The 23,639-nt window shown below is 70.1% G+C and carries 22 protein-coding genes and 1 riboswitch; of the genes, 4 read left to right on the top strand and 18 right to left on the bottom strand.

Annotated elements, in window-relative coordinates; translation table 11 throughout:
* Positions 1-12 precede the first annotated feature (12 nt).
* The 7 genes from hisG to ACQEVY_RS39100 all read right to left on the bottom strand — a co-directional run bounded on the left by hisG (position 13) and on the right by ACQEVY_RS39100 (position 6,002).
* Positions 13-861, bottom strand: a complete 849-nt coding sequence (hisG, locus tag ACQEVY_RS39130; RefSeq protein WP_432954495.1) for an ATP phosphoribosyltransferase — start codon at positions 859-861, stop codon at positions 13-15.
* A gap of 67 nt (positions 862-928) precedes the next feature.
* The gene (locus ACQEVY_RS39125; RefSeq protein WP_031486114.1) at positions 929-1,201 is read right to left on the bottom strand and encodes a phosphoribosyl-ATP diphosphatase; all 273 of its coding nucleotides are present in this window, start codon (positions 1,199-1,201) and stop codon (positions 929-931) included.
* 34 nt (positions 1,202-1,235) lie between these two features.
* The gene (gene ribH, locus ACQEVY_RS39120; RefSeq protein WP_432954493.1) at positions 1,236-1,721 is read right to left on the bottom strand and encodes a 6,7-dimethyl-8-ribityllumazine synthase; all 486 of its coding nucleotides are present in this window, start codon (positions 1,719-1,721) and stop codon (positions 1,236-1,238) included.
* 20 nt (positions 1,722-1,741) lie between these two features.
* On the bottom strand, positions 1,742-3,031 hold the full coding sequence (locus tag ACQEVY_RS39115; protein ID WP_432954492.1) for a bifunctional 3,4-dihydroxy-2-butanone-4-phosphate synthase/GTP cyclohydrolase II: 1,290 nt from the start codon (positions 3,029-3,031) through the stop codon (positions 1,742-1,744).
* Entirely contained in the window at positions 3,028-3,672 is a 645-nt protein-coding gene (locus ACQEVY_RS39110; RefSeq protein ID WP_432954491.1) for a nicotinamide mononucleotide transporter family protein, read from the bottom strand. The genes ACQEVY_RS39115 and ACQEVY_RS39110 overlap by 4 nt, the downstream gene beginning before the upstream one ends.
* Complete coding sequence (locus ACQEVY_RS39105) at positions 3,669-4,271, bottom strand: riboflavin synthase (RefSeq protein WP_432954490.1); 603 nt, start codon at positions 4,269-4,271, stop codon at positions 3,669-3,671. Before ACQEVY_RS39105 ends, ACQEVY_RS39110 begins: the two co-directional genes overlap by 4 nt.
* Positions 4,272-4,422: 151 nt before the next feature.
* Positions 4,423-4,553: riboswitch (FMN riboswitch) on the bottom strand.
* A gap of 267 nt (positions 4,554-4,820) precedes the next feature.
* Entirely contained in the window at positions 4,821-6,002 is a 1,182-nt protein-coding gene (locus tag ACQEVY_RS39100; RefSeq protein WP_432954488.1) for an ROK family transcriptional regulator, read from the bottom strand.
* A gap of 129 nt (positions 6,003-6,131) precedes the next feature.
* On the opposite strand from ACQEVY_RS39100, the gene ACQEVY_RS39095 reads away from it, so the two are divergent.
* Positions 6,132-7,340: an MFS transporter gene (locus ACQEVY_RS39095; RefSeq protein ID WP_432954486.1), complete on the top strand. Its 1,209-nt coding sequence runs from the start codon at positions 6,132-6,134 to the stop codon at positions 7,338-7,340.
* Here ACQEVY_RS39095 and ACQEVY_RS39090 read toward each other — a convergent pair.
* Complete coding sequence (locus ACQEVY_RS39090; protein ID WP_432955636.1) at positions 7,322-8,446, bottom strand: glycoside hydrolase family 6 protein; 1,125 nt, start codon at positions 8,444-8,446, stop codon at positions 7,322-7,324. The two genes, ACQEVY_RS39095 and ACQEVY_RS39090, sit on opposite strands and share 19 nt — an antisense overlap.
* A gap of 173 nt (positions 8,447-8,619) precedes the next feature.
* Here ACQEVY_RS39090 and ACQEVY_RS39085 point away from each other — a divergent pair, with 173 nt between their 5' ends.
* Positions 8,620-9,306, top strand: a complete 687-nt coding sequence (locus tag ACQEVY_RS39085; protein ID WP_432954485.1) for a DUF5995 family protein — start codon at positions 8,620-8,622, stop codon at positions 9,304-9,306.
* Between the two features lie 97 nt (positions 9,307-9,403).
* Complete coding sequence (locus ACQEVY_RS39080) at positions 9,404-10,336, top strand: LLM class F420-dependent oxidoreductase (RefSeq protein WP_432954483.1); 933 nt, start codon at positions 9,404-9,406, stop codon at positions 10,334-10,336.
* Positions 10,337-10,369: 33 nt separating this feature from the next.
* On the opposite strand, the gene ACQEVY_RS39075 is transcribed toward ACQEVY_RS39080, so the two are convergent.
* From ACQEVY_RS39075 to rpe, 8 genes are all read right to left on the bottom strand, one after another.
* Entirely contained in the window at positions 10,370-12,064 is a 1,695-nt protein-coding gene (locus ACQEVY_RS39075; RefSeq protein ID WP_432954482.1) for a flavin monoamine oxidase family protein, read from the bottom strand.
* A gap of 57 nt (positions 12,065-12,121) precedes the next feature.
* Positions 12,122-12,919: a carbon-nitrogen hydrolase family protein gene (locus ACQEVY_RS39070; protein ID WP_432954480.1), complete on the bottom strand. Its 798-nt coding sequence runs from the start codon at positions 12,917-12,919 to the stop codon at positions 12,122-12,124.
* Positions 12,920-13,070: 151 nt separating this feature from the next.
* Positions 13,071-14,267 carry an MFS transporter gene (locus tag ACQEVY_RS39065; protein ID WP_432954478.1) on the bottom strand — a complete coding sequence of 399 codons (1,197 nt, stop codon included), beginning with the start codon at positions 14,265-14,267 and terminating at the stop codon, positions 13,071-13,073.
* 284 nt (positions 14,268-14,551) lie between these two features.
* Positions 14,552-15,004, bottom strand: a complete 453-nt coding sequence (locus ACQEVY_RS39060) for an Lrp/AsnC family transcriptional regulator (RefSeq protein WP_432954476.1) — start codon at positions 15,002-15,004, stop codon at positions 14,552-14,554.
* 6 nt (positions 15,005-15,010) lie between these two features.
* Positions 15,011-16,453 carry a GuaB1 family IMP dehydrogenase-related protein gene (locus ACQEVY_RS39055; protein ID WP_432954475.1) on the bottom strand — a complete coding sequence of 481 codons (1,443 nt, stop codon included), beginning with the start codon at positions 16,451-16,453 and terminating at the stop codon, positions 15,011-15,013.
* 107 nt (positions 16,454-16,560) lie between these two features.
* The gene (locus ACQEVY_RS39050; RefSeq protein ID WP_432954474.1) at positions 16,561-16,911 is read right to left on the bottom strand and encodes a barstar family protein; all 351 of its coding nucleotides are present in this window, start codon (positions 16,909-16,911) and stop codon (positions 16,561-16,563) included.
* 96 nt (positions 16,912-17,007) lie between these two features.
* Entirely contained in the window at positions 17,008-18,051 is a 1,044-nt protein-coding gene (locus ACQEVY_RS39045) for a sugar-binding transcriptional regulator (RefSeq protein WP_328772945.1), read from the bottom strand.
* Positions 18,052-18,140: 89 nt separating this feature from the next.
* Entirely contained in the window at positions 18,141-18,827 is a 687-nt protein-coding gene (rpe, locus tag ACQEVY_RS39040) for a ribulose-phosphate 3-epimerase (protein ID WP_165340532.1), read from the bottom strand.
* 239 nt (positions 18,828-19,066) lie between these two features.
* Here rpe and ACQEVY_RS39035 point away from each other — a divergent pair, with 239 nt between their 5' ends.
* Positions 19,067-21,268, top strand: coding sequence for an MMPL family transporter (locus ACQEVY_RS39035; RefSeq protein WP_432954472.1), 2,202 nt, complete (start codon positions 19,067-19,069; stop codon positions 21,266-21,268).
* A 20-nt stretch (positions 21,269-21,288) separates the two neighbouring features.
* Here ACQEVY_RS39035 and ACQEVY_RS39030 read toward each other — a convergent pair whose 3' ends face one another.
* Positions 21,289-22,110, bottom strand: coding sequence for a TylF/MycF/NovP-related O-methyltransferase (locus tag ACQEVY_RS39030; protein WP_432955635.1), 822 nt, complete (start codon positions 22,108-22,110; stop codon positions 21,289-21,291).
* A gap of 71 nt (positions 22,111-22,181) precedes the next feature.
* Positions 22,182-23,612 carry an RsmB/NOP family class I SAM-dependent RNA methyltransferase gene (locus ACQEVY_RS39025; RefSeq protein ID WP_432954471.1) on the bottom strand — a complete coding sequence of 477 codons (1,431 nt, stop codon included), beginning with the start codon at positions 23,610-23,612 and terminating at the stop codon, positions 22,182-22,184.
* Positions 23,613-23,639: the final 27 nt, after the last annotated feature.

Raw genomic sequence — 23,639 nt, 5'->3', positions numbered from 1 at the left:
TCCGGATCCCGGTCAGAGACGGCAGGCGTGGATGGCCGTGGTCAAGATGGCTCGGGCGCCGATGTCGTACAGGTCGTCCATGATCCGCTGTGCTTCCTTGGCCGGAACCATCGCCCGGACGGCGACCCAGCCCTCGTTGTGCAGCGGCGACACCGTCGGCGACTCCAGACCCGGGGTGAGGGCCACGGCCTTCTCCAGCTCCTCGACGCGGCAGTCGTAGTCCATCATCACGTACGTCCGGGCCACCAGGACGCCCTGCAGTCGGCGCAGGAACTGCTGCACCTTCGGCTCCTCGCCGTCCGTCCCCGTACGGCGGATGACCACGGCCTCGGACTTCATGATGGGCTCGCCGATGACCGCGAGGCCCGCATTGCGCAGCGAGGTGCCGGTCTCGACGACGTCCGCGATGACCTCGGCGACGCCCAGCTCGATCGCGGTCTCTACGGCGCCGTCGAGGTGTACGACGGAGGCGTCGATGCCGTGGTCGGCGAGGTGCTTGGCGACGATGCCCTCGTACGAGGTGGCGACCGTCATGCCGTGCAGGTCGGTGACGCCGTTCGCCGTGCCGGGCTTGGTGGCGTAGCGGAACGTGGAGCGGGCGAAGCCGAGCGGCAGGATCTCCTCGGCGTCGGCCCCGGAGTCGATGAGCAGATCGCGGCCGGTGATGCCGATGTCGAGCTGCCCGGAGGAGACGTAGATCGCGATGTCGCGGGGGCGGAGGTAGAAGAACTCGACGTCGTTCTCCGGGTCGACGATCCGCAGTTCCTTGGACTCCCGGCGCTGCTGGTAGCCGGCCTCATGCAGCATCTCCGCCGCAGGGCCTGACAGGGAACCCTTGTTGGGGACGGCGATGCGCAGCATGAGGTCGGCTTCCTTTGTTCGTTCGTACGGTGCGGGAGTTGGGGTTGCGCGATTACGGCGTGACGGCTCAGAGGTGGGCGTACACGTCGTCCAGGGAAATGCCGCGGGCGACCATCATCACCTGGACGTGGTAGAGCAGCTGCGAGATCTCCTCGGCGGCCGCTTCCTTGCCCTCGTACTCGGCGGCCATCCAGACCTCGGCGGCCTCTTCGACGACCTTCTTGCCGATGGCATGGACGCCCTTGCCGACCAGCTCGGCGGTGCGGGAGGTGGCGGGGTCGCCGTTGGCGGCCTTGTGCTGGAGCTCGGTGAAGAGCTCCTCGAACGTCTTCTTGGACATGGTGGCGCCCACTTTACGCGCAGCCGCCCGTTCCTCAGCGCCAGGGTTCGGATACTGAGCGCAGTGTGGCCGCGGTCGCGACGGCGGCCGTCACCGCCTCGTGTCCCTTGTCCTCGCTGGAGCCCGCGATACCCGCACGGTCGAGGGCCTGTTCCTCGGTGTCGCAGGTCAGCACGCCGAAGCCGACCGGCACGCCGGTGTCCACGGAGACCTGGGTGAGGCCCTGGGTCACCCCCTGGCACACGTACTCGAAGTGGGGGGTGCCGCCGCGGATGACGACGCCGAGGGCGACGATCGCGTCGTAGCCGCGGCCCGCGAGGACCTTGGCGACGACCGGGAGCTCGAAGCTGCCGGGGACGCGCAGGACGGTCGGCTCGTCGATGCCCAACTCGCGCAGTGCGCGCAGGGCGCCGTCGACGAGACCTTCCATCACCTTGTCGTGCCACTGTGCCGCGATCACCGCGACGCGCAGGTCGCCGCAGTTGCGTACGGACAGTTCAGGTGCACCCTTGCCGCTCACGTGTCTCCTTGAGTGTTCTCTTACTGGTTGCCGCAGGGGGACACGGTGGTCGTGTCCAGCCAGGGCAGGTCGTGCCCCATCCGGTCCCGCTTGGTGCGCAGGTAGCGGAGGTTGTGCTCGCCCGCCTTCACGGGCATCGGCTCGCGGTCGGTGACCTTGAGGCCGTGGCGGACGAGGGCGTCGGTCTTGTCGGGGTTGTTGGTCATCAAGCGGACGCTGCGTACGCCGAGATCCTCCAGGATCTGCGCGCCCGCACCGTAGTCCCGGGCGTCCGCGGGCAGGCCCAGCTCCAGGTTGGCGTCGAGTGTGTCGCGACCGCGCTCCTGAAGCTCGTACGCCCGCAGCTTGGACAGCAGCCCGATGCCGCGCCCCTCATGGCCGCGCAGGTAGACCACCACTCCCCTGCCCTCGGCGTGGATGCGCTCCAGGGAGGCCTCCAGCTGGGGGCCGCAGTCGCAGCGCAGTGAGTGGAAGATGTCGCCGGTGAGGCACTCGGAGTGGACGCGGACGAGTACGTCCTCGCCGTCGCCGATCTCGCCGTGGACGAGGGCGACATGCTCGACGCCGTCAACGGTGGAGCGGTAGCCGTACGCCGTGAACTCGCCGAAGGCGGTGGGCAGTTGGGTCTGGGCCTCGCGGCGGACGGTGGGCTCGGAGCTCTGGCGGTAGGCGATGAGGTCCTCGATGGAGATGATGGTCAGGCCGTGCTTGCGGGCGAAGGGGATCAGCTCGGGCAGGCGCAGCATCTGGCCGTCCTCGCCGGCGATCTCGACGATGGCGCCGGCCGGGCGCAGGCCCGCGAGCCGGGCGAGGTCGACGGCGGCCTCGGTGTGGCCGTTGCGGGCGAGGACGCCGCCGGGCTTGGCGCGCAGCGGGAAGATGTGGCCGGGGCGGACGAAGTCACCGGCCTGCGCCGTACCGCTCGCCAGCAGCTGGAGTGTGGTGGCGCGGTCGGAGGCGGAGATGCCCGTGGTGACGCCGTGCGCGGGGGTGGCGTCGACGGTGACCGTGAAGGCGGTGCGCATCGACTCGGTGTTGTGCTGCACCATCTGCGGCAGTTCGAGCCGGTCGAGCTCGTCGCCCTCCATCGGCGCGCAGATCATGCCCCGGCACTCGCTCATCATGAAGGCGATGATCTCGGGGGTCACCTTCTCGGCGGCGATGACGAGGTCGCCCTCGTTCTCCCGGTCCTCGTCGTCGACGACCACGACCGGTCGGCCCGCCGCTATGTCGGCGATGGCCTGCTCGATGGGGTCGAGGCTGAGGTCCTCGAAGCCTTCGGTGCTGTACAGGATCGGTGCCGCAGTCATGCGGGGGCTCCTTCCAGGACGGGCTGCGCGCTCTGCCGCGAGCGCAGCCACCAGTCGCGCATGCCCCACAGGACGAGTGCGCCGTAGATGATGTAGACGAAGCCGGAGAAGGCGAAGCCGTTGGCGAAGTTGAGCGGCACGCCGACCAGGTCGACGAGCAGCCAGGCGAACCAGAACTCGACCATGCCGCGCGCCTGGGCGTACATGGCGACGATCGTGCCGACGAAGATGTACGCGTCCGGCCAGGGGTCCCACGAGAGGGTCGGGTACGCGGTGAAGAGCCCGCCGACCGCGAGGGTGCCGAGCGCGGCGCCGCCCACCAGGTAGGCCCGCTCGCGCCAGGTGGCGAACCGTACGGCCACGGACCCGTCCTGCGCCTTCCGCTCGCCGCGGTTCCACTGCCAGAAGCCCCAGGCGGCGACGGCCATGACGATCACCTGCTTGCCGGCGCTGCCGGAGAGGTGGGCGGTGGCGAAGGCCGTGAGGAGGATGGCGCCGGCCAGGAACTGGGCGGGCCAGGTCCACAGGGAGCGTCGCCAGCCGAGGGCGAGGGCGATCAGACCAATGGTGTTGCCCATCATGTCCGCCCACTTGATGTGCTGTCCGAAGACGGTGAAGGCCTCGGAGTTCAGCCAGTTCACCGCCCGGCCCCCTGGCTGCCGAGCAGTCGCTCGACGTACTTGGCGATGACGTCGACCTCGAGGTTGACCGGGTCGCCGGGCTGCTTGAGGCCGAGCGTGGTCAGGGCGAGGGTCGTGGGGATGAGGCTGATGGTGAAGTAGTCGGGGCCTGCGTCGACGACGGTCAGGCTGATGCCGTCGACGGTGATGGAGCCCTTCTCGACGACGTAGCGCCGGAGGTCCTCGGGGAGCGAGATCTTCACGATCTCCCAGTTGTCGGACGGCTTGCGCTCGATGATCTCGCCGGTGCCGTCCACATGGCCCTGCACGATGTGCCCGCCGAGGCGGTCGCCGACGGCCATGGGGCGTTCGAGGTTGACGCGGGAGCCGACGGTGAGGGCGCCGAGGCTGGAGAGGTTGAGGGTTTCCGCCATCACGTCGGCGGTGAACTCGTCGCCTTCGTGGTCGACGACCGTGAGACATACGCCGTTGACGGCGATGGAGTCACCGTGGCGCGCGCCTTCGGTGACGACAGGTCCACGCAGTCGGAAGCGGGAGGCGTCGTCAAGATTCTCGACGGACGTGACCTCGCCCAGCTCTTCGACGATTCCGGTGAACACTTCCCGGGTCCTCCTGCCTCTTCGGGCACGGACTCCGGGGCCTGTCGATGACGACAGATATGAACGGACGACGACACCGGGAACGACGCCGAATGAGACGTGTCCCTGGGACACGTCGAAACAGACGGCGACGCGCACGAATGCCCGCCCGCCGCGCACTGCCTCCCATCCGGACTTTAACCGTCGGTCCAGGAATTTCACCTGGTCAACCGGCCGCTGGAAGCGACCGGGTCGCGGACTTTAACCGCCGGTTCGGAGTTTCACCGACCCCGGAGTGCGCTGCTTCTAGTACAGAGCCAGTGTGCCACGCCTGATCGATGCCTACGGACCCGTTTCCTGTGGGGTGACTCACAGAGCATCTCGATGGACTTCACGCCACACTCATGACGGCCCAACTTCCGCACAGGCACGGCGCCTTACTATTGGTCCATACCTATTGACGCACTGTTTGAGTCCTCTTAGGGTCTGCGTTCACCGATCCGCCCCCAAGAGCGACCCGGCGGCGGTGACGGAGGCCCTTGCCCCGCCGCCGGGTCTCCGCCCGGACCGTCACGGGGTGAACAGCTCGTCCTGCGCCCCCTCGCGCGCCATCAGCAAGGCCCCGCGGAGCACCGCCCCGCCTCCGAGCGAGCTGGCCCGCACCTCGGTGGGCAGCGGTGACATCCGCGTGAGCCGCTCCTGGACCCGGCCCGCGAGCGTCTCACCACCCGCCTGCCCGATCTCCCCCGCGAGCACCACACAACCCGGGTCCAGCACGGCGATCACGGAGGCGGCGCCTATGGCCACACGATCGGCGAGCACGTCGAGGAACTGGCCCGCCGCGGCAGTCGTCGGCACCTCACCGGCCGCCGCCCGCACCAGGGCCGCCGCTTGCGGCTCGTGAGGCGACGGGGGCGCCACCACCCCGTACCGCTCGGCGAGTTCGACGATCGCCGCCGCCCCCGCGAGCGAGTGGAAGCCGCCGCCGCAGTCGGTCGCCGACGGCAGCCCCGCGGTTCCCGGGACCGGAAGGAAGCCGATCTCGCCGGTGCCGCCCGAGGCGCCCCGGCGCAGGATGCCGTCGAGGACCACGGCGGCGCCGATGCCATGGCCGAGCCAGAGGAGGACGAAGGTGTCCCGGTCGCGGGCGGAGCCGGCGCGCTGTTCCGCGAGGGCCGCGAGGTTCGTCTCGTTCTCGATGAGGACGCGGGCCGCGAGCCGGTCGTCGAGGGCGGCGACGAGGCGCCGGTGCCACTCGGGCAGGCCGGAGGAATCGCGGAGTTCGCCGGTGGCGGGGTCGATGAGGCCGGGCGCGCCGATCCCCACCGTGTGCAGCTTGTCGGCCCCGGCCTCCTTGGCCGTACGTTCGACCAGCGTGACCGCCTGCTCGACGGCGGACCCGGTGCCCGCCTCGTCCCCGATCGGCACCGAGGCCTCGGCCAGCACCGAGCCCAGCAGATCCGTGACGACCACGGACACGCCCTCGGTACGTACATCCACCGCGGCGAGCTGCGCGAGGTCAGCGACGATCCCGTACAACCGGGCGTTCGGGCCACGGCGCTGCTCCCCCGCCTCTCCCACGACCGCGATCAGCCCGGCGGCCGTGAGGCGTTCCACCAGGTCGGCGACCGTGGGCCGGGACAGTCCGGTGAGTTGCTTCAACTGCCCTGCCGTCAAAGGACCTTCCTGCTGCAGCAGCCGCAGGGCGAGCCGGTCGTTGATGGCCCGGGCGGTACTCGGAGATGCGGGCATGCCGGGATCCTTCCAGATTGGAGGGGCGAGGCGACCAGGGCCCGATATCCGCTATCTATCAGGCAGGGACCCTGATAGTTTACGTCAGCGGATCGGCAGAGCGGCCAGACGCGAGGGAGGGCCCGGGACGTGGGTGAAGTGGTCTACGACAAAAGCGAGTTGAGGCGCGCCCGGTACGCCGTGGCGACGGTCTTCGCCGTGCACGGCGCCGTGACGGGCTCGTTCGCGACCCGCGTTCCATGGATCCAGGACCACGCCTCGGTGAGCGCGGGCCAGCTGGGCCTGGCGCTCGCGTTCCCCGCGATCGGCGCCTCCGTGGCGATGCCGCTGGCCAGCGGGATCAGCCATCGCTTCGGTGCCCGTGCGGCCCTGCGCGGACTGCTCGCGCTGTGGACGCTGGCCCTGGTACTCCCCTCGCTCGCGCCGAACCTGCTCACGCTGTGCGTGGCGCTCTTCGTGTACGGCGCCACCGCGGGCATGGCCGATGTGGCGATGAACGCGCTGGGCGTCGAGGTCGAGACCCGGCTCGACAAATCGATCATGTCCGGTCTGCACGGCTGGTGGAGCGCGGGCGCCCTGATCGGCTCGGCGGCCGGCACACTCGCCGCCCACCTGGGCTCGGACGCCCGCCTCCATCACGCGCTGGCGGCCGTGGCGCTCACCGTGATCGGTGTGGCCGCCTGTCAGGGCGTACTGGATCTGCGGCCGACGGAGGGCGAGGAGGCGCCGCCGCGGTTCGCGCTGCCGCCGAGGTCCGCGCTGCTCATCGGCGCGGTCGGGTTCTGCGCAGTGTTCGCCGAGGGGGCAAGCCTGGACTGGTCGGCGGTCTATCTGCGGGACGTGCTCGGCAGTTCGGCCGGGGTCGCGGCGGCGTCCACGACCGGCTTCACACTCACCATGGCGCTCGCGCGCATCGCGGGTGACAGGGTGATCGACCGCTTCGGCCCGGTCCGCACCGTACGCGTCGGCGGCGTCCTCGCGACCCTCGGCGGACTGCTCGTCGTGGTGGCCGAGAACGCGGCGGTGGCGATGAGCGGCTTCGCGCTGCTCGGCCTCGGTATCGCCGTCGTCGTCCCGCTCTGCTTCGCGGCGGCAGGACGCAGCGGCCCCAACCCGGCCCAGGCCATCGCGGGCGTCGCCACCATCACGTACACCTCGGGCCTGATCGCCCCTTCCGCGATCGGCACGATCGCGGATGCCACCAGCCTGGTGGTGTCCTTCGGCCTGGTGACGGCCCTGACCTTCGGGCTCGTCGCGTTCGCCGGCGTGCTGCGCGCCGGCGCCCGGCAGAGTGCCGAGGTCGCTTCACATGAGCCGGTTCAGCGGGCCAAGTCGTAGGCGTAGTCCGGTGCGAACTGCCCCGGCGCTGCCTGGCAGCCATCGGACTCGCCCGGCAGCTTGATCCACAGGTAGCCGTCGATCCGGGCCTCTCCGGTGTTCAGGGTCGGCGCCCGGCCCAGCTTGAGGCCCGCCGGATCGCACCACTCGCCGGGGGGCGGGGTGCGGCCCCCATTGCGGCTGGTGTCGATGACGGCGCCGAGGCTCGCGGGGCCGCCGAGCGCGTCCAGGGTCTGCCGGACGTACGCGATCTCGCCGTTCGTACCGTTGAAGTTGGCGACGTTGCTGAAGATGCCGTCCGAGCTCTCGGCCGAGGCGGCGCCTGCCTGGCGCAGCCGCCCGGCCATGGTCCCGGCGCCGCGCCAGGTGGAGTGGCCCGCGTCGTAGTACACCCGGGCGTTCGGATTCGCGGCCTTGAGGACGCGGCCCGCGCGGGCCAACGAGGCGAAGCGGGCGCCCCGGTCACCTTCGGACATGCAGTCGGCCAGGGCGATGGCGTCGGGCTCCAGGATCACGACGACCTCGCCGGAGCCGAGCCCTGCCGCGAACTTGTCGATCCAGGCGTCGTACTCGCCGAGGCTGCCCGCCCCGCCCTGGGAGGGCCCACCGCAGTCGCGCTGCGGAATCGCGTACGGCACCACGATCGGGACGCGCCCCTGGGCAGCGGCAGCGGATGTGACTGTACGGACCCGCGAGGTGATGGTGTCCGGAGCGAACTCCGCGAACCACACCGCCTGCGGCTGATTCGCCAGCCGGGACTCTATGACCGCGCGGCGCGGGTCGTTGAGGTTCGCGGCGACCCACTGGAGCGCATGGGAATCGGGGTAGCGGTACAGATTCGTGGACACCGCGACAGGCTTCGGCTTCTTCGCCTCGGGCTTCGGGGCCTTCGACGGCTTGGGGCTCGGCTTGGCCGACTTGGACGGCGAGGGGGACGGCGAGGCGGATTTCGAGGGCGAGGAGGTCGGCACGGCCGGACCGGGCTCCAGATACGGGGAGCTGGTCACCTCCGGGCGGGCCTCGTCGCTACCGCCTCGGTCGTCGAGCGCGGACATCATCCCCGTCGCGGTGCCGACCGCCACCACGGCGGAGGCCACCGACACCATGGCACCGCGCCGGGCCGCGCGTCTGCGCTCGGACCTGCGATCGGCAAGGCGCCGGGCACGTTTGCCTGACACTCGGTGTTCCCCCTTCTTCCCGGTCGAGCGCGTTCCCCCGTTCTGGGGAAGCGTTCGGCCCGTCGGACCTTTAGACACCCTAAGGGTGGGACGCTGCATCCATGGTCCAGTTGGAACATTTCGCGACACCCGTGGACAAGGTCGTATCTCGTTTGCGCACACTCAGCGCAACATGGCCGGAGCGGGACGGCGTCGTGGTCTTCAACCGCGTCTACCTCGCCGTCACCCAGGAGATCGACCGGCACGTGGACACCGGTCAATTCCCCGACGCACAGGCCGCGATCACGCTGGACGTACGGTTCGCGGAGCACTATCTCGCCGCCGTCGAGGCGGTGGCCGAAGAGCGCCGTCCGCCCGCCTGCTGGCGCCCGCTGTTCCAGCTCCGGCGCCATCCCGGCGTACGCCCCTTGCAGTTCGCGCTCGCGGGCATCAATGCGCACATCGGGCACGATCTAGCGCTCGCGGTCGTAGACACTTGTCGTACGCTCGACTGCGAACCCGTCGACTTGGAGGACGAGTTCGAGCACGTGGGCGACATCCTCATCACGCTGGAGGAGCGCATCCGCGAGGATCTGATGCCCGGCCCGGATGTCCTCCAGATCGCCGATCCGCTCACCCATCTGATCGGCTCGTGGAGCCTGGAGCGGGCACGGGACGGAGCGTGGTCGGCGGCTCGCGCGCTGTGGGCCCTGCGCGCACTGCCCGACCTCGCCGACGAATGCGCCCGCCGCCTGGATGCGGCCGTCGGTCTGGCGAGCCGGATGCTGCTCACTCCCCTGCCGGATTGATCCGGCCACACCGGCTCGGCACCGCCGAATTGGGGTACGCGGGCGTTAGGTTGACCGTTGAACTGCCTCATGTGAAGCAACGCGAAGGAGCGTAGCCATGGCCACCAAGTTGGGCCTCTGTCTTCCTCAGGCGCCGCAGTACGACATCGGACGGGACGTACCCGATGTGGCGCGCACGGCCGAGCAGATCGGCTACGAGAGCTTGTGGGTGTACGAGCGCGCCCTGTTCCCGGAGCCCGCGACGCAGGGCCTGTACGGGGTGCCGGGCCTGCCCTGGCCCGAGCACTACCGCAGTGTCCCCGACGCCCTGGTCACCCTGACCTTGGCGGTCACGGCCACCGAGCGGGTCCAACTCGGCACCGGTGTCCTGGTCGTCCCGCTGCACGGCCCGTTCCGGCTCGCCAAGACGCTCGGCACGCTGGACGCGGCGAGCGGCGGCCGGGTGGTGGCGGGCCTCGGCACCGGCTGGTCGCTGGACGAGTACGCGGCGACGGGCGTCGCTCCGTTCGAGGAGCGCGGCCAGGTCATGGACGAGTTCCTCGACGTGTGCCAGGCCGTCTGGGGCCCGGACCCGGTGTCGTACGAAGGCCGCCTCACCAAGATCGCACCGTCCGTGGTCGGACCCAAGCCCGCCCGGCCGATCCCGGTCCTGCTGCCCGCCAACAGCAAGAAGGCGCTGACTCGGCTCATCGACCGCGCCGACGGCTGGATGCCGATCGCCATGGGGGCCGACCAACTCGCCACACAGTGGCAGCAGGTGCAGGACATGGCGGCCGAGCGCGGCCGCACGAAGCCGATCGCGACCTCGGTGCGGGTGAACGGGGTGCAGTACACGGCGAAGGCGTACGACGGCGCCGACCGCGCCCCGTTCCAGGGCAACGTCGAGCAGATCGTGACGGACCTCAAGGCCCACGCGGAGGTCGGCCTCGACGAGTTCTTCCTCGACCTCCAGGCCTCGACGCGGGACGCGCAGGAGCTCAAGGACGTGGCCGCCGAGGTGTTCACGGCGGCGCGGGCGGCCGGGATCTGACGTCCGCGTTTCTGTGAGGCGGCCGGCCCGGTCTCAGTCCTCGGGCAGTTCCACCGGCGCGATCTCGTCGTAGACGTCGCCGGGCCCGGGGTTGGCCGGGTCGGTCGCCCCGCCCAGGTGGTGCATGACGCCCCAGACCGCGTTCAGCGCGGTCTGGACGGCGCCCTCGGCCCAGCCCGCCGTCCAGGAGATGTCGTCGCCCGCGAGGAAGATGCCGCGCTTGTCCTCGGGGAGCCGGTCCTGCATGAAGTGCGTGAACAGGCGCCGCTGGTAGCGGTAGTGGCCGGGCAGGTTGGCCTTGAACGCGCCCATGAAGTGGGGTTCGTTCTCCCAGGACACGGTCACCGGGCTGCCGATGATGTGCTTCCGGATGTCGACCTTCGGATAGATCTCGCCGAGCGACTTCAGCATGACCTCCATCCGCTCGTTCGCGGACAGCGGCAGCCACTTCAGGCTGTCGTCGCACCAGGTGTAGGAGAGGCAGATGACGGCGGGACGGTCCGGACCGTCGTCGAGGAGGTAAGTGCCGCGCGTCATACGGTCGGTGAGGGTCATCGACATGACGTCACGGCCGGTTTCCTCGTCCTTGTCGAGCCAGAAGGGCCGGTCGACCGGCACGAAGAGCTTGCTCGACTCCATGTAGTGAGTGCGCTCGATCGCCGTCCAGTGGTCGATCGGGAAGAGCGAGTCGTCGCAGTCGACCTTGGAGAGCAGCATCCAGGACTGGGCGGTGAAGATCGCCGCCTGGTACGTACGGATGTCGCCGTTCGCGTCCGTCACGGTGATCCGGTTGCCTGCGGTGCGGTTCAGGCGGGTCACTGCGGGCTTCGGGGTCCCCTCGTGCAGTTTCGCGAGCGAGCTCCCGTACGGCCAGTGCACGATCTTCTCCGGCTCGCGTTCCCAGAGCCGGAGCGGGAGTTGGCGGCTGCCGCCGACGATGCCGCGGTGGTGGTCGTCGGCCTCGGTGTAGACGACGCGCAGGATCTCGAGGATCGAGTTGGGGAAGTCGGTGTCCCAGCCGCCCGTGCCGAAGCCGACCTGGCCGAAGATCTCGCGCTGCCGGAAGGACCTGAAGGCGTCGGAGTCGCAGAGGAAGCCGTAGAAGGTCTGGTTGTCGAGCTTCTCGACGAGCTTGGCCCAGATCTCGCGGATGCGCGGGACGTCGCGCTCGCGCATGGCCTGGTTCATGTCGGAGAAGTCGGCGCCCGCTTCGAGGCAGGCGTTCCAGGCCGCCGCGACCTGGCGGTAGACCTCGGGCAGGTCTTCGATGGTCCGGGCGTAGTGGGACTCGCCCTTGAGGTCGACGACCGTCGAAGGCGTCACCTCGGCAAGGGGGTTGGGGAACGGGCGGGTCTCGAGGCCCACCAGGTCGATGTAGTGCTGGAGAGCCGTGGAGGACGGCGGGAAGCGCATCGCGCCCATCTCGGCGGTCAGCGAGGGATCACACCCGTCGAAGCCCACCGTCCGCAGTCGGCCGCCGATCTCGCCGGCCTCGTACACGACGGGCTTCAGCCCCATCTTCATCAGCTCGTACGCCGCCACGATGCCGGACAGGCCGCCGCCGATGACCGCGATCTCGGTGCCGTGTGCGGTCGCCGGGATCTGGCCGAGGCCCGCGGGGTGCGCGAGGAAGTCGTCGTACGCGTACGGGAAGTCCGGGCCGAACATGGTGATCGGCGGCTGGTGGTTGTCTGCGTGCTCGATGGCGTTGGGCACGGTGGACGTCATGGGGGTACGGACTCCTTGCGCGAAAGCTGCTGGGTGAGGCGGGGGTGGGGCGGTCGTTCAGATCGTTCGGCTCAGGGACCCGTAGAGGCCGGGGCGGCGGTCCTTCAGGTACGGGTTTGCCTCGCGGGAGGCGGCCAGCAGCACGGGGTCCACGTCACCGAGGACGAGCTCGTCGCCACGGCCCGCGCGGGCCCGGGCCACCCCGTCGGGGCCCGACAGCGTGGAGAGCCCGACGAACTCGAACTCCCCTTCCACGCCGACCCGGTTGACGTACGCGACGTACATCTGGTTCTCGAAGGCGCGCACCGGTACGACCGACTCGGCGACGAACTGGAACGGGTGCATCTGGGCCGTGGGCACCACGAGGAGGTCCGTGCCGGCCAGGGCGTGGGCGCGGACGTTCTCCGGGAACTCCACGTCGTAGCAGATCATCAGCCCGACGCGGAGGCCGCCGAGCTCGGCCTGGACCACCGGCTCGTCGCCCGGCGTGAAGAGTTCGCGCTCGAAGCAGCCGTAGAGGTGCGTCTTGCGGTAGTTGGCGAGACGCGTGCCGTCGGCGGCGATCAACTGGGCGGAGTTGAAGACGGTCTCGCCGTCCCGCTCCGGGTACCCGTACGCGACCGCGAGCCCGTGCCGCCCGGCGATCTCCGCGACCGCGTCGGCGCCGTCCCCATCGGCGGGCTCGGCGAGCCGGCGCACGTCCGCCCCGATCGCGTACCCGGTCAGGTACATCTCCGGCGCCACCAGCAGCCCGGCCCCCGCGGCAGCGGCACGCCCCGCGGCCTCGTCGAGAACCTTGAGGTTCGCGGCGACGGAGCCGGGGCGTCCGGAGCTCTGGAGCAGGGCGGTGCGCATGGGTGTTCCTCACCGGGGCGGAAGGGGTTCGGGGGCCAGATCGACGGTACGGGCGGGGGCTTCGGGCGGACAAGGAGGTGTTGTTGCGCGTTTGAGGGCGGATCGTTGCGTATGTGGGGGCCGATACGGCGATTCGTTGCGCGAGGCGATTTCACGGTCTTGCCTTCGCCGCTGAAGCTCTGGCCACCAGGATCAGCGCCGTGATCAGGTACGGCACCGCGAACCACGCGAAGGCGGTGCCGTGCGCGGTCACCGAGCCGGCCGCGCCATAGGCACCATAGACAGCGATCGTGGCCATGCTGGTGCCGAGACCGGCGACCGAGGTGAGGGTGGCCCGACCGGTCTCGTCGATGCGGTGCTGGAGGCGGGCGTCGGCCAGTACGGTCGCCAGCTGGAAGCCGCCGAAGGCGAGGGCGACAAGGCCGATGCCCAGCGGAGTACCGGCAGCGGCGCCGGCTGCCAGGGCGAGCGCGGAGCCCGCGAGCAGCCCGGCGAATCCGGCCGTTCCCAGGCGTTCGCCGACCCCGGCCAACAGGCCGCCGACGGTGGCCGCCGCCCAGATCAGCAGGAGCAGATACGGGACCATCTCGTCCGGTACGCCGGTGTCACGCACCAGGAGCGGCGAGTACTCGTCGAGCGCACCCCACACGGCGGTCACGACGGGGACGAGCAGCAGGGCTCCGAGGACGGACCGGTTGGTGCGCGCCTCAGTGAGCCCGGCCCGAAGGGTGGCGGCCCAGCCGTCGCCTCCGGTCGCCGCCTTGTGGTGCTCCGGTAAGCGGGTGGCCATGGCCGCCGCCAGGAGGCAGGCCAGCACGCTCACCGCGCCCACCGCCGGGTAGCCGCCGAACGCGAACACCGGCCCGGCGAGCCCCATCGCCGCCATCACGGCCAGCAGGCCCGCCGCCCGGGCCCGGCCCATGACGCGGGCGTATCGGTCGGCTGCGCCGAGCCGGTCCAGTTCGTCGTAGACCAGGGCCTCCATTGCGCCGGAGCCGAGCGCTTCCCCGGCGCCCCACAGGACAAAGCCAAGCGCGAAGGCACCGTACGACGGGACGAGCACCCACAGGGCGAAGCCGGTGGCGGTGAGCAGCGGACCGAGCCACAGCAGCCGTCGACGGGAGAAGGCGTCGGCCCAGGCACCGGAGGGGACCTCCAGCACCAGGCTCGTGAACGACCACAGGGCGAACAGAGAGGAGATCTGCCAGACCGACAGACCGGTGTCGCTGAACAGCAGCGCGTACACCGGGTAGAGCAGGATCAAGTCATGGAAGAACGCATAGCCGTACAACGTCGCCGCAAGCCGCCGGACGCCGACGGCGGGCACACGCGCAGGTGAGAGAGTCATGAGGCCTTCCCGCAGGGCTGGTTCGGACACCGTGGATACGGCGCCCGAGGCGGCCCTCGGGAGGCACGGCTGCTAGGTCAATGTCGCCAGGTCATGGCACCGATATTAAACGCGCGGGCAATGCTGGCCCAAGGGATAACGGTGACCCGCAAACGGAGCGGTTCGGGGAGCGCCCCATAAGGGGCGCGGGGAACTGCGCGACCAGCCACGAACGACTCGCAGACGCCCACGGCGCCAACGAGGCACCCCCTCCCGCGAAGCCATCCGAGCGGCCCAAGCTCTCCTCACCCAGGCGCACCGGAGGAAAACCGCCGCAACAACGGCGACAACACCAACACGGACTTCGTCCGCTCCACAAACGGCTCCCCAGCAATCCGCTCAAGCACCCGCTCAAAATGCCGCATGTCAGAAGCAAAGACCTGAACCACCGCATCCGCCTCACCGGTCACGGTAGACGCGGCCACGATCTCCTGATACCGCTCAAGACCACGCCGAATGGTCTCGGGCGAAGTGTTGCTACGGCAGTAGATCTCGACAAACCCCTCGGTCTCCCAGCCCAGCGCGGCAGGATCCACCCGAACCGTAAAACCAGTGATCGCCCCGGTGGCCCGCAACCGATCCACCCGCCGCTTCACCGCGGGCGCGGACAGCCCGACCTCCTGCCCGATGTCGGCGTAGGAACGGCGAGCGTCCTCGGCGAGGGCATGCACAATGCGTTCGTCGAGCTCGTCCAGCACAGAGCGTCAGCTCCAGCTGGCGTGCAACGGCATGCCCTCCGCGTAACCGGCGGCGCTCTGGATGCCGACGACCGCCTTCTCGGCGAACTCCTCCAGAGAGCTCGCACCGGCATAGGTGCAGGAGGAGCGAACGCCCGCGATGATCGCGTCGATGAGGTCCTCGACGCCCGGCCGGTCCGGGTCGAGGTACATGCGAGAGGTGGAGATGCCCTCCTCGAACAGGCCCTTGCGTGCCCGGTCGTAGGCCGACTCCTCGCTGGTGCGGTTGCGGACGGCGCGAGCCGAGGCCATGCCGTACGACTCCTTGTACAGGCGGCCGTCGGCGTCCTGGTGCAGGTCGCCCGGCGACTCGTACGTACCGGCGAACCAGGAGCCGATCATCACGTTCGACGCACCGGCCGCCAGCGCCATCGCCACGTCACGCGGGTGCCGGACGCCGCCGTCGGCCCACACATGCTTGCCGTACTTCTTGGCTTCAGCGGCGCACTCCAGGACCGCCGAGAACTGCGGCCGGCCGACGCCGGTCATCATCCGCGTGGTGCACATGGCACCGGGACCCACGCCCACCTTGACGATGTCGGCGCCCGCCTCGATCAGGTCCCGCACACCGGCCGCCGCGACGACGTTGCCCGCGACGATCGGGACCTGCGGGTCAAGGGCTCGTACGACCTTGATGGCGGTGACCATCGACTCCTGGTGGCCGTGCGCGGTGTCGATGACGAGGGTGTCCACGCCCGCGTCGAGCAGCTGCTTGGCCTTGCCCGCTACGTCGCCGTTGATGCCGAGGGCTGCGGCGATGCGCAGACTGCCGTTCGCGTCGGTGGCCGGGGTGTAGAGGGTCGCGCGCAGGGCGCCCTTGCGGGTGAGGATTCCGGCGAGGCGGCCGTCCCGGTGGACGGCGGGCGCGTAACGGCGGTTGGCGGTGTCGAGCGTGTTGAAGGCCTCGCGCGGCTCGATGTCCGCGTCGAGCAGCAGCAGGTCGCGGGACATGACCTCGGCCAGCTGTGTGAAGCGGTCGACGCCGCGGAGGTCGGCGTCGGTGACCACGCCGACGGGCTTACCGTCCTCATCCACGACGACGCCCGCGTTGTGCGCCCGCTTGGGCAGCAGCGCCAGCGCGTCGGCGACGGTCTGGTGGGGCGCGAGAACGATCGGGGTGTCGAGCACCAGATGACGGCCCTTGACCCAGGAGACGACCTCGGTGACGACGTCGATCGGGATGTCCTGCGGAATGACGACGAGACCACCGCGACGGGCCACGGTCTCGGTCATCCGGCGGCCCGCGATCGCCGTCATATTGGCGACCACCAGCGGAATCGTGGTGCCGGTGCCGTCCGGCGACGACAGATCGACGTCCTGCCGCGAGGCGACCGCGGAACGGTTCGGCACCATGAAGACGTCGTCGTACGTCAGGTCGTATGCGGGCTGGACGTCATTGAGGAAACGCACGTGCTGCACATCCCAGTAGTTCAGAGGTGGCCCCCGAGCAGGTCAGCGCGAGGGAAGAGCACGTACCTCATTGTCCCATGGCGGTGTCCACGGCCTGCCCGGGCGGATCATCCAGGCTGGTCGGAGGGCCTCTGGTGTGATCCTCCCAGCACGAGCAGGACGGAGAGCCCGGGCAGCCGGTCCACCGCCTCGGTGAACACGTCCTGCGCGATCTCCCACTCGTCCGGCCGGGCCTTGGCGTACGTACGCCAGTCCGTGACGACGATCAGCAAGCCGCGCTCGGCGCCCGCGGGCCACACGGAGCGGTCGGTGAGGCTGTCGGCCAGGGCGTCCCAGTTGCGGCCGAACCAGTCGGGCAGTTCCAGGGCGCGTACGCAGCGCTCCATGAAGCCCGCCTTGTCGGCGACTCCTGCGAGGTCCAGCGTGACCACGAGGCGGTCCGCCACGTCGTCCGTCATGTCACTACCGCCCTGCCTCGAAGGACTCGTCCGACCCGTAAGGGACAAGAGAGCGCGGTCCGTCGGCGGTCGAACCGCCGACGGACCGCTGAAAGATCAGGGCCCGTCGGGGTCGGCCCGGTCCAGGGCCGGACGCGGTGCGGGCCCCGTCGTCATCAGATGGTCCGCGGCCGACGTGTCGGTCACCAGGCTGGTGACCAGGCCGGAGCGGAGCACCGCGTCGATGGCGGCCGCCTTGCGCTGCCCGCCCGCGATCGCGACGACCTCGGGGATACGCCGCAGCCGGTCGGCCTCGACCGTGATGCACCGCTCCCCCAGGTCCCGGCCGACGCGACGGCCCTGGGCATCGAAGAGGTGCGCGGACATCTCGGCGGCGACACCGAGCGAGGCGTAGTGCGAGCGCTCCTCGTCGGTGAGCATGTCGTGCACCGTGGAGATGCCCGCCTCCCAGGAACCGATCGACACACAGGCGACCGTCACCTTGTCGAAGTACTCGAAGGCGCGGGCGATCCCCGTCTGGTTGCGCAGCGCGGCGGCGGTGGCCACGTCCGGCAGCAGCATCGGCGCGTAGATGGGGTGGGCGTCGCCACCCGAGACCTGGGCGGCCCTGCGCACGGCCTCGACCGAGCCGCGCTCGGCCGTCCCGGCGTCGTACACCCCCGTCAACTGCACCACCGTGCACGGTGGCAGCCGGTCGAGGGCCGCCGCCATGTGGATGGTGGACCGGCCCCAGGCGAGGCCGAGCACATCGCCCTCGGTGACCAGTTCGCCGAGCAGGTCGGCGGCCACTTCGCCGAGGTTCTCCGGGTCGGGCGACTCCTCGGCATCGGCCGGGGACTCCACCACGACAGCGTGCCTGAGGCCGTAACGGGCGCGCAGCGCGTCCGAGCGCTCCGCGTCCAGTTCGGCTGGGACACGGATCTCGATCCTGACCAGATCCCGTTCGAGAGCGGTCTCCAGGACCCGGGCCACCTTGAAGCGGCTGACGCCGAACTCCTCGGCGATCTGGATCTTGGATTTGCCCTCGAGGTAGAAGCGGCGGGCCATGGCCGCCGCCTGCACGAGCTCAGCGGGCCCCATCCGCATGGCTGACCGGCCCGCCGACATACCCGACACGGCGATCTCCTCACTGCTGTTCACACTCTGGACTCGCCGTTCATCCTTGCAGATCCGGCGTCCTTGATCAGCCCTGATGGGCGGCGTTCACGTTCCCTTGGCCTGCCGGTGGCTCAGTGGCCGCACGCCCAGGCCGCCTGGGCCATCACCGCCTCCGCCTGGCTGCGCAATGCACGTACCGCTCCTGCCGGGTCCGACGCCCCGTACACCGCCGAACCCGCCACGAAGACATCGGCCCCGGCCTCGGCGCAGCGCTCGATGGTCTCGGCCGAGACACCGCCGTCGACCTGGAGCCAGAGCTCGAGGCCGTGCTTGGAGATCAACTCGCGGGTCCGGCGGATCTTGGGGAGCATGATGTCGAGGAAGGCCTGGCCTCCGAAGCCCGGTTCGACGGTCATGATCAGCAACATGTCGAGTTCGGCGAGGAGATCCTCGTACGGCTCGATCGGCGTCGCCGGCTTGAGAGCCATGGAGGCGCGGGCGCCCTTGGCCCGGATCTCGCGGGCGAGCCGTACCGGAGCGGCGGCCGCCTCCACATGGAAGGTGACGGAACCGGCACCCGCTTCTACGTACTGAGGCGCCCAGCGATCGGCGTCCTCGATCATCAAATGGCAGTCCAGCGGCGTGTCCGTAGCACGCGCCAGGGACTCTACGACCGGCACACCGAGCGTGAGGTTCGGGACGAAATGGTTGTCCATCACATCCACATGGAGCCAGTCGGCCCCCTCAACCGCCTGTGCCTCCTCGGCGAGGCGAGCGAAGTCGGCGGACAAAATGCTGGGGTTGATCTGCACGGCCATGCTCTAAGCGTGCCATGCCCTCCGGGGGTTGGCGGCATGGGTCCTGGATGGGGGCCGGGGCACCGAAGCCGCGGGGGGTGTGTGGCTGAGCGCTCCCGCGCGGCCGGGCCGCGAATACCGCGACCCCGCACCCCTAAAGAGACGTATGGCCACCTAGTCCGTTCTGCGGGTGTTGCTCCCCGTTCGGTCGTGCCATGCTGGGCGGCCCACCGGCTCGAGAAGCGGCTGCGGGGGTGGCCATGACGGACGTACGAGACCGGCAGAAGGACGTACGGGACCGGCCGAAGCGAGGCATCGCGCACCTGGTCTGCGGGCGGCGGGCCAAGTGGCTGGTGGTGGCGCTGTGGGTGGTGGTGCTGCTGCTGACGGCGCCGTTCGCGCAGAAGCTCACGGACGCCCAGGACAACGACGCGGCGTCCTGGCTGCCAGGATCCGCGGAGTCGACCCAAGTCCTGGAAGCCTCCGAGGACTTCAGGCCGGAGCAGATCCCCGCGATCGTCGTGTACGCCCGCGAGAGCGGCCTCACGGCGCAGGACCGGGCGCAGATCTCCGAGGACGTACGCCAGCTCAAGGAGCTGCGCGAGCATGGCATCCGCGGGGCGGAGACCCGGGGCCCGACGTTCGACCGGGACGCCGATCCCCGGGCGGCCCAGGTCTCCGTGCCGATCACGATGGACGAGAAGGGCTGGGAGCGGATCTCGCCCGCGGTCGACTCGATCCGTGCCGATGTAGGTAAGGGCGGCGCCGGTCTGGCCGTGCACATTACGGGCCCAGGCGGTACGTCCGCGGACTTCTCCGAGGCCTTCGAGGGCATCGACTCGACGCTGCTGTTCTCGGCGATGGCCGTCGTCATCGTGATGCTGCTGCTCACCTATCGCAGCCCGACGCTGCTCCTCGTCCCGCTGCTCGGAGTGATCGTCGCGCTGTTCACCTCGCAGGCGCTGATCTATCTCCTCGCCGAGCACGCGGGTCTGACCGTCAACGGCCAGAGCGCGGGCATCCTCACGGTCCTGGTGTTCGGCGCCGGGACGGACTACGCCCTGCTCCTGGTCGCCCGCTACCGGGAGGAGCTGCGCCGCCACGAGGACCGCCACGAGGCGATGGCGCTGGCGCTGCACCGGGCGGGTCCGGCGGTGATCGCGTCCGGCGCCACGGTCGTACTGAGCATGCTGGTGCTGCTCGCCGCCGAGATGAACTCGACGCGCGGCCTCGGCCCGGTTGCCGCCATCGGCGTCGCGGTGGCGCTGCTCGTGATGCTCACCCTGTTCCCCGCCCTGCTCGTGATCTTCGGCCGGTGGATTTTCTGGCCGGTGATCCCGCACTTCGGCGCGCCCGACCCGACCGAACGCGGCCTCTGGGCCCGTATGGGCCGCCGTATCGCCCGCCGTCCGCGCATGATCTGGGGCGTCACGGCGGCGGCGCTCGCGCTGCTGTCGCTCGGCCTGATCCAGATGCGCGCGGAGGGGCTCAGCAACGCCGACGCCTTCACCGACAAACCCGACTCGATCGTCGGCCAGGAGGTGTCCGCACGCTACTTCCCGGCGGGCAGCGGCGATCCGCTCGTCGTCATCAGCAACCAGGCGCAGGCCCGAGAAGTCGGCCAGGCCGTCGCGGGCACGTCCGGCGTCGTGCCGGAGTCCCTCGGTCTGCCACCGGGCGCGAAGCCCCAGTTCGAGGGCAGGGTCATCTTCGAGGCCACGATGACCGCACCCTCGGACAGCGAGGACGCGAAGGAGACGGTGGAGCGGGTACGGGACGCCGTGCACGCGGTGCCCGACGCGGACGCCCAAGTGGGCGGCGGCACGGCGGCTCTGCTGGACATGGACAAGGCGACGACCCACGACAACATCCTGATCATCCCGCTGGTGCTGGTGGTCGTGCTGCTGATCCTTTGCGTCCTGCTGCGCGCCCTGATCGCTCCACTCCTGCTGATCGGCACGGTGGTGCTGTCGTTCGCCGCCGCGCTGGGGATCAGCGTGCTCGCGTTCCGGTACCTCTTCGACTACGCGGGCGAGACGACGGACTTCCCGCTCTTCGTCTTCGTGTTCCTGGTGGCGCTGGGCATCGACTACAACATCTTCCTGACCACCCGCATCCGCGAGGAGGCGGCCCGGCAGGGCACCCGCCCCGGCGTGGTGACGGGCCTGGCCGCGACCGGCGCCGTCATCACCTCGGCGGGCCTGGTCCTGGCCGGCACCTTCGCCGCCCTCGGCACCCTTCCCATGGTGGCCTTCGCGGAGATCGGCTTCGCCGTGGCCCTCGGCGTCCTCCTCGACACGTTCATCGTCCGCTCGATCCTGGTCACGTCCCTGTTCCTGGACGTCGGCCCGAAGGTGTGGTGGCCCCACCGGCTGGCCCGCGAGGACAGCGGGGCGCCCGCGCCGACGACGGTCAGTGGCGCTCCGGAACCGGCGTCGCGGCCGGGCGGACCATCGGAGTAGCAGTCCCACCGGTCGGCGCCCTATGGCTTCACCGCGATGCGGCCTTCGTCCATGCGGAGCAGGAGAAGCCGGGCGCCGGTCTTCTCCAGGAATTCGTCCACGGCGGCTTTCGACCCCTGCCACCAGCCGTAGTCGTCAATGAGGAGAACACCGCCGCTGACCAACCTCGGGTAGAGATACTCCAGTTCATGCCGCGTCGAGGCGTACCAGTCGGTGTCGAGCCGCAGGATCGAAATGCGCTCGGGGGCCTCGGCAGGAATGGTGTCCTCCACAAGCCCCTGAACGAAATGCACGCGATCACCGGGATACGGAATCCCGTCGAAGCCCTCTTTGACATCCTCCAGGGTCGCGACGGCCCAGATCGGTCGGCTCCTGTCCTGTCGGGCGAGCAGATCCGCGGCGGTTTCCCCGTCCCGGCGCAGGTCCTTGTCGGTCGGCGCCGGCATGCCCTCGAACGTATCGAAGAGGTACAGATGCCGCTCGGTGTCATGCAGTCCGAGCAGGGTGCGGGCGGCCGCCTGCATACTTCCGCCCCGCCACACTCCACACTCGACGATGTCACCGGCGATGCTGTGCCGGCTCACGTAACGGGTGGCCAGAATCAGGGCGTTGAGCCGTTCGGGCGAGGTCATCGTGTAGGGGGAAACGGCCCGGATGATGTCCTTCGCCGTGTCATCGTAATCGGCGGGGAATTTGATACCGGGAGCCGACTCGGGCCTTTGCGGAGACCTCTGCTCGGAGCTTTGCGGGAAGCTGTTCCGGGACAATGCGGGCCTCGAGCGACGGAGTTCGTAACCACTGAGCCGCCGCAGAGTGTCATTCACATCCTTACGCCACGTCATAAAGGCAACGTACGTCCCGAACCAGAAACCGGCAGCTTCACCGCCGCCACGTACGTGCAAACAGCAACGCGTCAGCCGTTCCGCCGGATCAGCGCCAGATACATCGCGTCCGTCCCGTGCAGATGCGGCCACAGCTGTACGTCGGGGCCGTCGCCCAACTCCGGTACGCCGGCCAACTGCGGCCGGGCGTCGAGCAGTTCGGCGGAGCCGTCGTACTGCTTGAGGACGTCGCCGACGACCGCGCGGGTCTCGGCGAGGTGCGGCGAGCAGGTGACGTAGGCGACAACCCCACCGACGCGTACCGAATCGAGCGCCGTGCGCAACAGCCCGCGCTGGAGCGGTGCGAAGTCGTCCAGGTCGTCGGGGCGGCGGCGCCAGCGGGCCTCGGGGCGGCGGCGCAGGGCGCCGAGTCCTGTGCACGGTACGTCCATCAGGACCCGGTCGAAGGAGCCGGGCCGCCACGGCGGACGCGTGCCGTCGGCGGCGATGACCTGGTACGGCCCGGGGTTCCCGGCGAGGGCCCTGGCCACGAGCCCGGCCCGGTGCGGCTGCTTCTCGGCGGCGAGCAGTACGGCGCCGCGCTCGGCGGCGAGCCCGGCGAGCAGCGCCGCCTTGCCGCCCGGTCCCGCGCAGCCGTCGAGCCACATCTGGTCGCGCCCTTCGAGGGGCGCATTGGCGAGGGCGAGCGCCACCAGCTGGCTGCCCTCGTCCTGGACGCCGGCCCGGCCCTCGCGTACGGCGTCGATGGCGCCCGGTTCGCCGCCCTCGGAGAGCCGCACGGCGTACGGCGACCAGCGCCCGGGCAACGCGGCCTCGTCATCGAGTGCCTCGCGGAGTTCCTCGGCCGTGGCGCGTCCGGGCCGGGCGACGAGGGTCACCTCGGGCCGCTCGTTGTCGGCCGCGAGGAGGTCCTCGATCCCGTCGCGCCCGCCTCCGAGGGAGTCCCACAGCGCGGAGACGATCCACCGGGGGTGCGAGTGCACGACGGCGAGATGGTCCTCGGGGTCGTCGTCGTACGGCGGTGCCACCCGCTCCAGCCACCCGTCGAGGTCGTGCTGCGCGACCTTCCGCAGAACGGCGTTGACGAACTTGGCCCGCCCATCACCGAGCACGACCCGGGCGAGCTCGACGGAGGCGGACACGGCAGCGTGGCTGGGAATCCGCGTACCGAGCAGCTGATGCACACCAAGGCTCAGCACATCGAGCACAGGAGGGTCGACCTCACGCAACGGCCGGTCCACACAGGCCGCGATGACGGCGTCGTACGTCCCCTGCCGCCGCAGCGTCCCGTACACCAACTCCGTGGCCAGCGCTGCGTCCCGCCCGTCGAAGTCCCCCTTCTCCCGCGCCTTCCGCAGCAGCGGGGGCAGGACGAGATTGGCGTACGCGTCCCGCTCGTCCACCGCCCGCAAGGCCTCGAAGGCGAGCATCCGCACGGGGTCCTTCTTCGGACGGCGGTGAGGCTTGCCCTGCGGGCGACGACGACGGTCCTGCTCGTTCACGTAAAAGGTGCTCCGGATCTTGGAAGG

The organism is Streptomyces sp. CA-288835 (genome assembly GCF_050936385.1).
Lineage (GTDB): Bacteria > Actinomycetota > Actinomycetes > Streptomycetales > Streptomycetaceae > Streptomyces.
Note: the sequence above shows the minus strand (reverse complement) of the source record. Positions and strands in the feature narration are given on the sequence as shown.

Bases quoted from the DNA above. Each gene is read 5' to 3' on its own strand.
- ACQEVY_RS39100 (WP_432954488.1), bottom strand. From the start codon at position 6,002: ATGCCCGCATCTCCGAGTACCGCCCGGGCCATCAACGACCGGCTCGCC.
- ACQEVY_RS39050 (WP_432954474.1), bottom strand. From the start codon at position 16,911: ATGACGGACGACGTGGCGGACCGCCTCGTGGTCACGCTGGACCTCGCA.
- ACQEVY_RS39080 (WP_432954483.1), top strand. From the start codon at position 9,404: ATGGCCACCAAGTTGGGCCTCTGTCTTCCTCAGGCGCCGCAGTACGAC.
- ACQEVY_RS39030 (WP_432955635.1), bottom strand. From the start codon at position 22,110: ATGACGTGGCGTAAGGATGTGAATGACACTCTGCGGCGGCTCAGTGGT.
- ACQEVY_RS39035 (WP_432954472.1), top strand. From the start codon at position 19,067: ATGACGGACGTACGAGACCGGCAGAAGGACGTACGGGACCGGCCGAAG.
- ACQEVY_RS39090 (WP_432955636.1), bottom strand. From the start codon at position 8,446: ATGGTGTCGGTGGCCTCCGCCGTGGTGGCGGTCGGCACCGCGACGGGG.
- ACQEVY_RS39085 (WP_432954485.1), top strand. From the start codon at position 8,620: ATGGTCCAGTTGGAACATTTCGCGACACCCGTGGACAAGGTCGTATCT.
- hisG (WP_432954495.1), bottom strand. From the start codon at position 861: ATGCTGCGCATCGCCGTCCCCAACAAGGGTTCCCTGTCAGGCCCTGCG.
- ACQEVY_RS39070 (WP_432954480.1), bottom strand. From the start codon at position 12,919: ATGCGCACCGCCCTGCTCCAGAGCTCCGGACGCCCCGGCTCCGTCGCC.
- ACQEVY_RS39115 (WP_432954492.1), bottom strand. From the start codon at position 3,031: ATGACTGCGGCACCGATCCTGTACAGCACCGAAGGCTTCGAGGACCTC.
- ACQEVY_RS39125 (WP_031486114.1), bottom strand. From the start codon at position 1,201: ATGTCCAAGAAGACGTTCGAGGAGCTCTTCACCGAGCTCCAGCACAAG.
- ACQEVY_RS39075 (WP_432954482.1), bottom strand. From the start codon at position 12,064: ATGACGTCCACCGTGCCCAACGCCATCGAGCACGCAGACAACCACCAG.
- ACQEVY_RS39065 (WP_432954478.1), bottom strand. From the start codon at position 14,267: ATGACTCTCTCACCTGCGCGTGTGCCCGCCGTCGGCGTCCGGCGGCTT.
- rpe (WP_165340532.1), bottom strand. From the start codon at position 18,827: ATGGCCGTGCAGATCAACCCCAGCATTTTGTCCGCCGACTTCGCTCGC.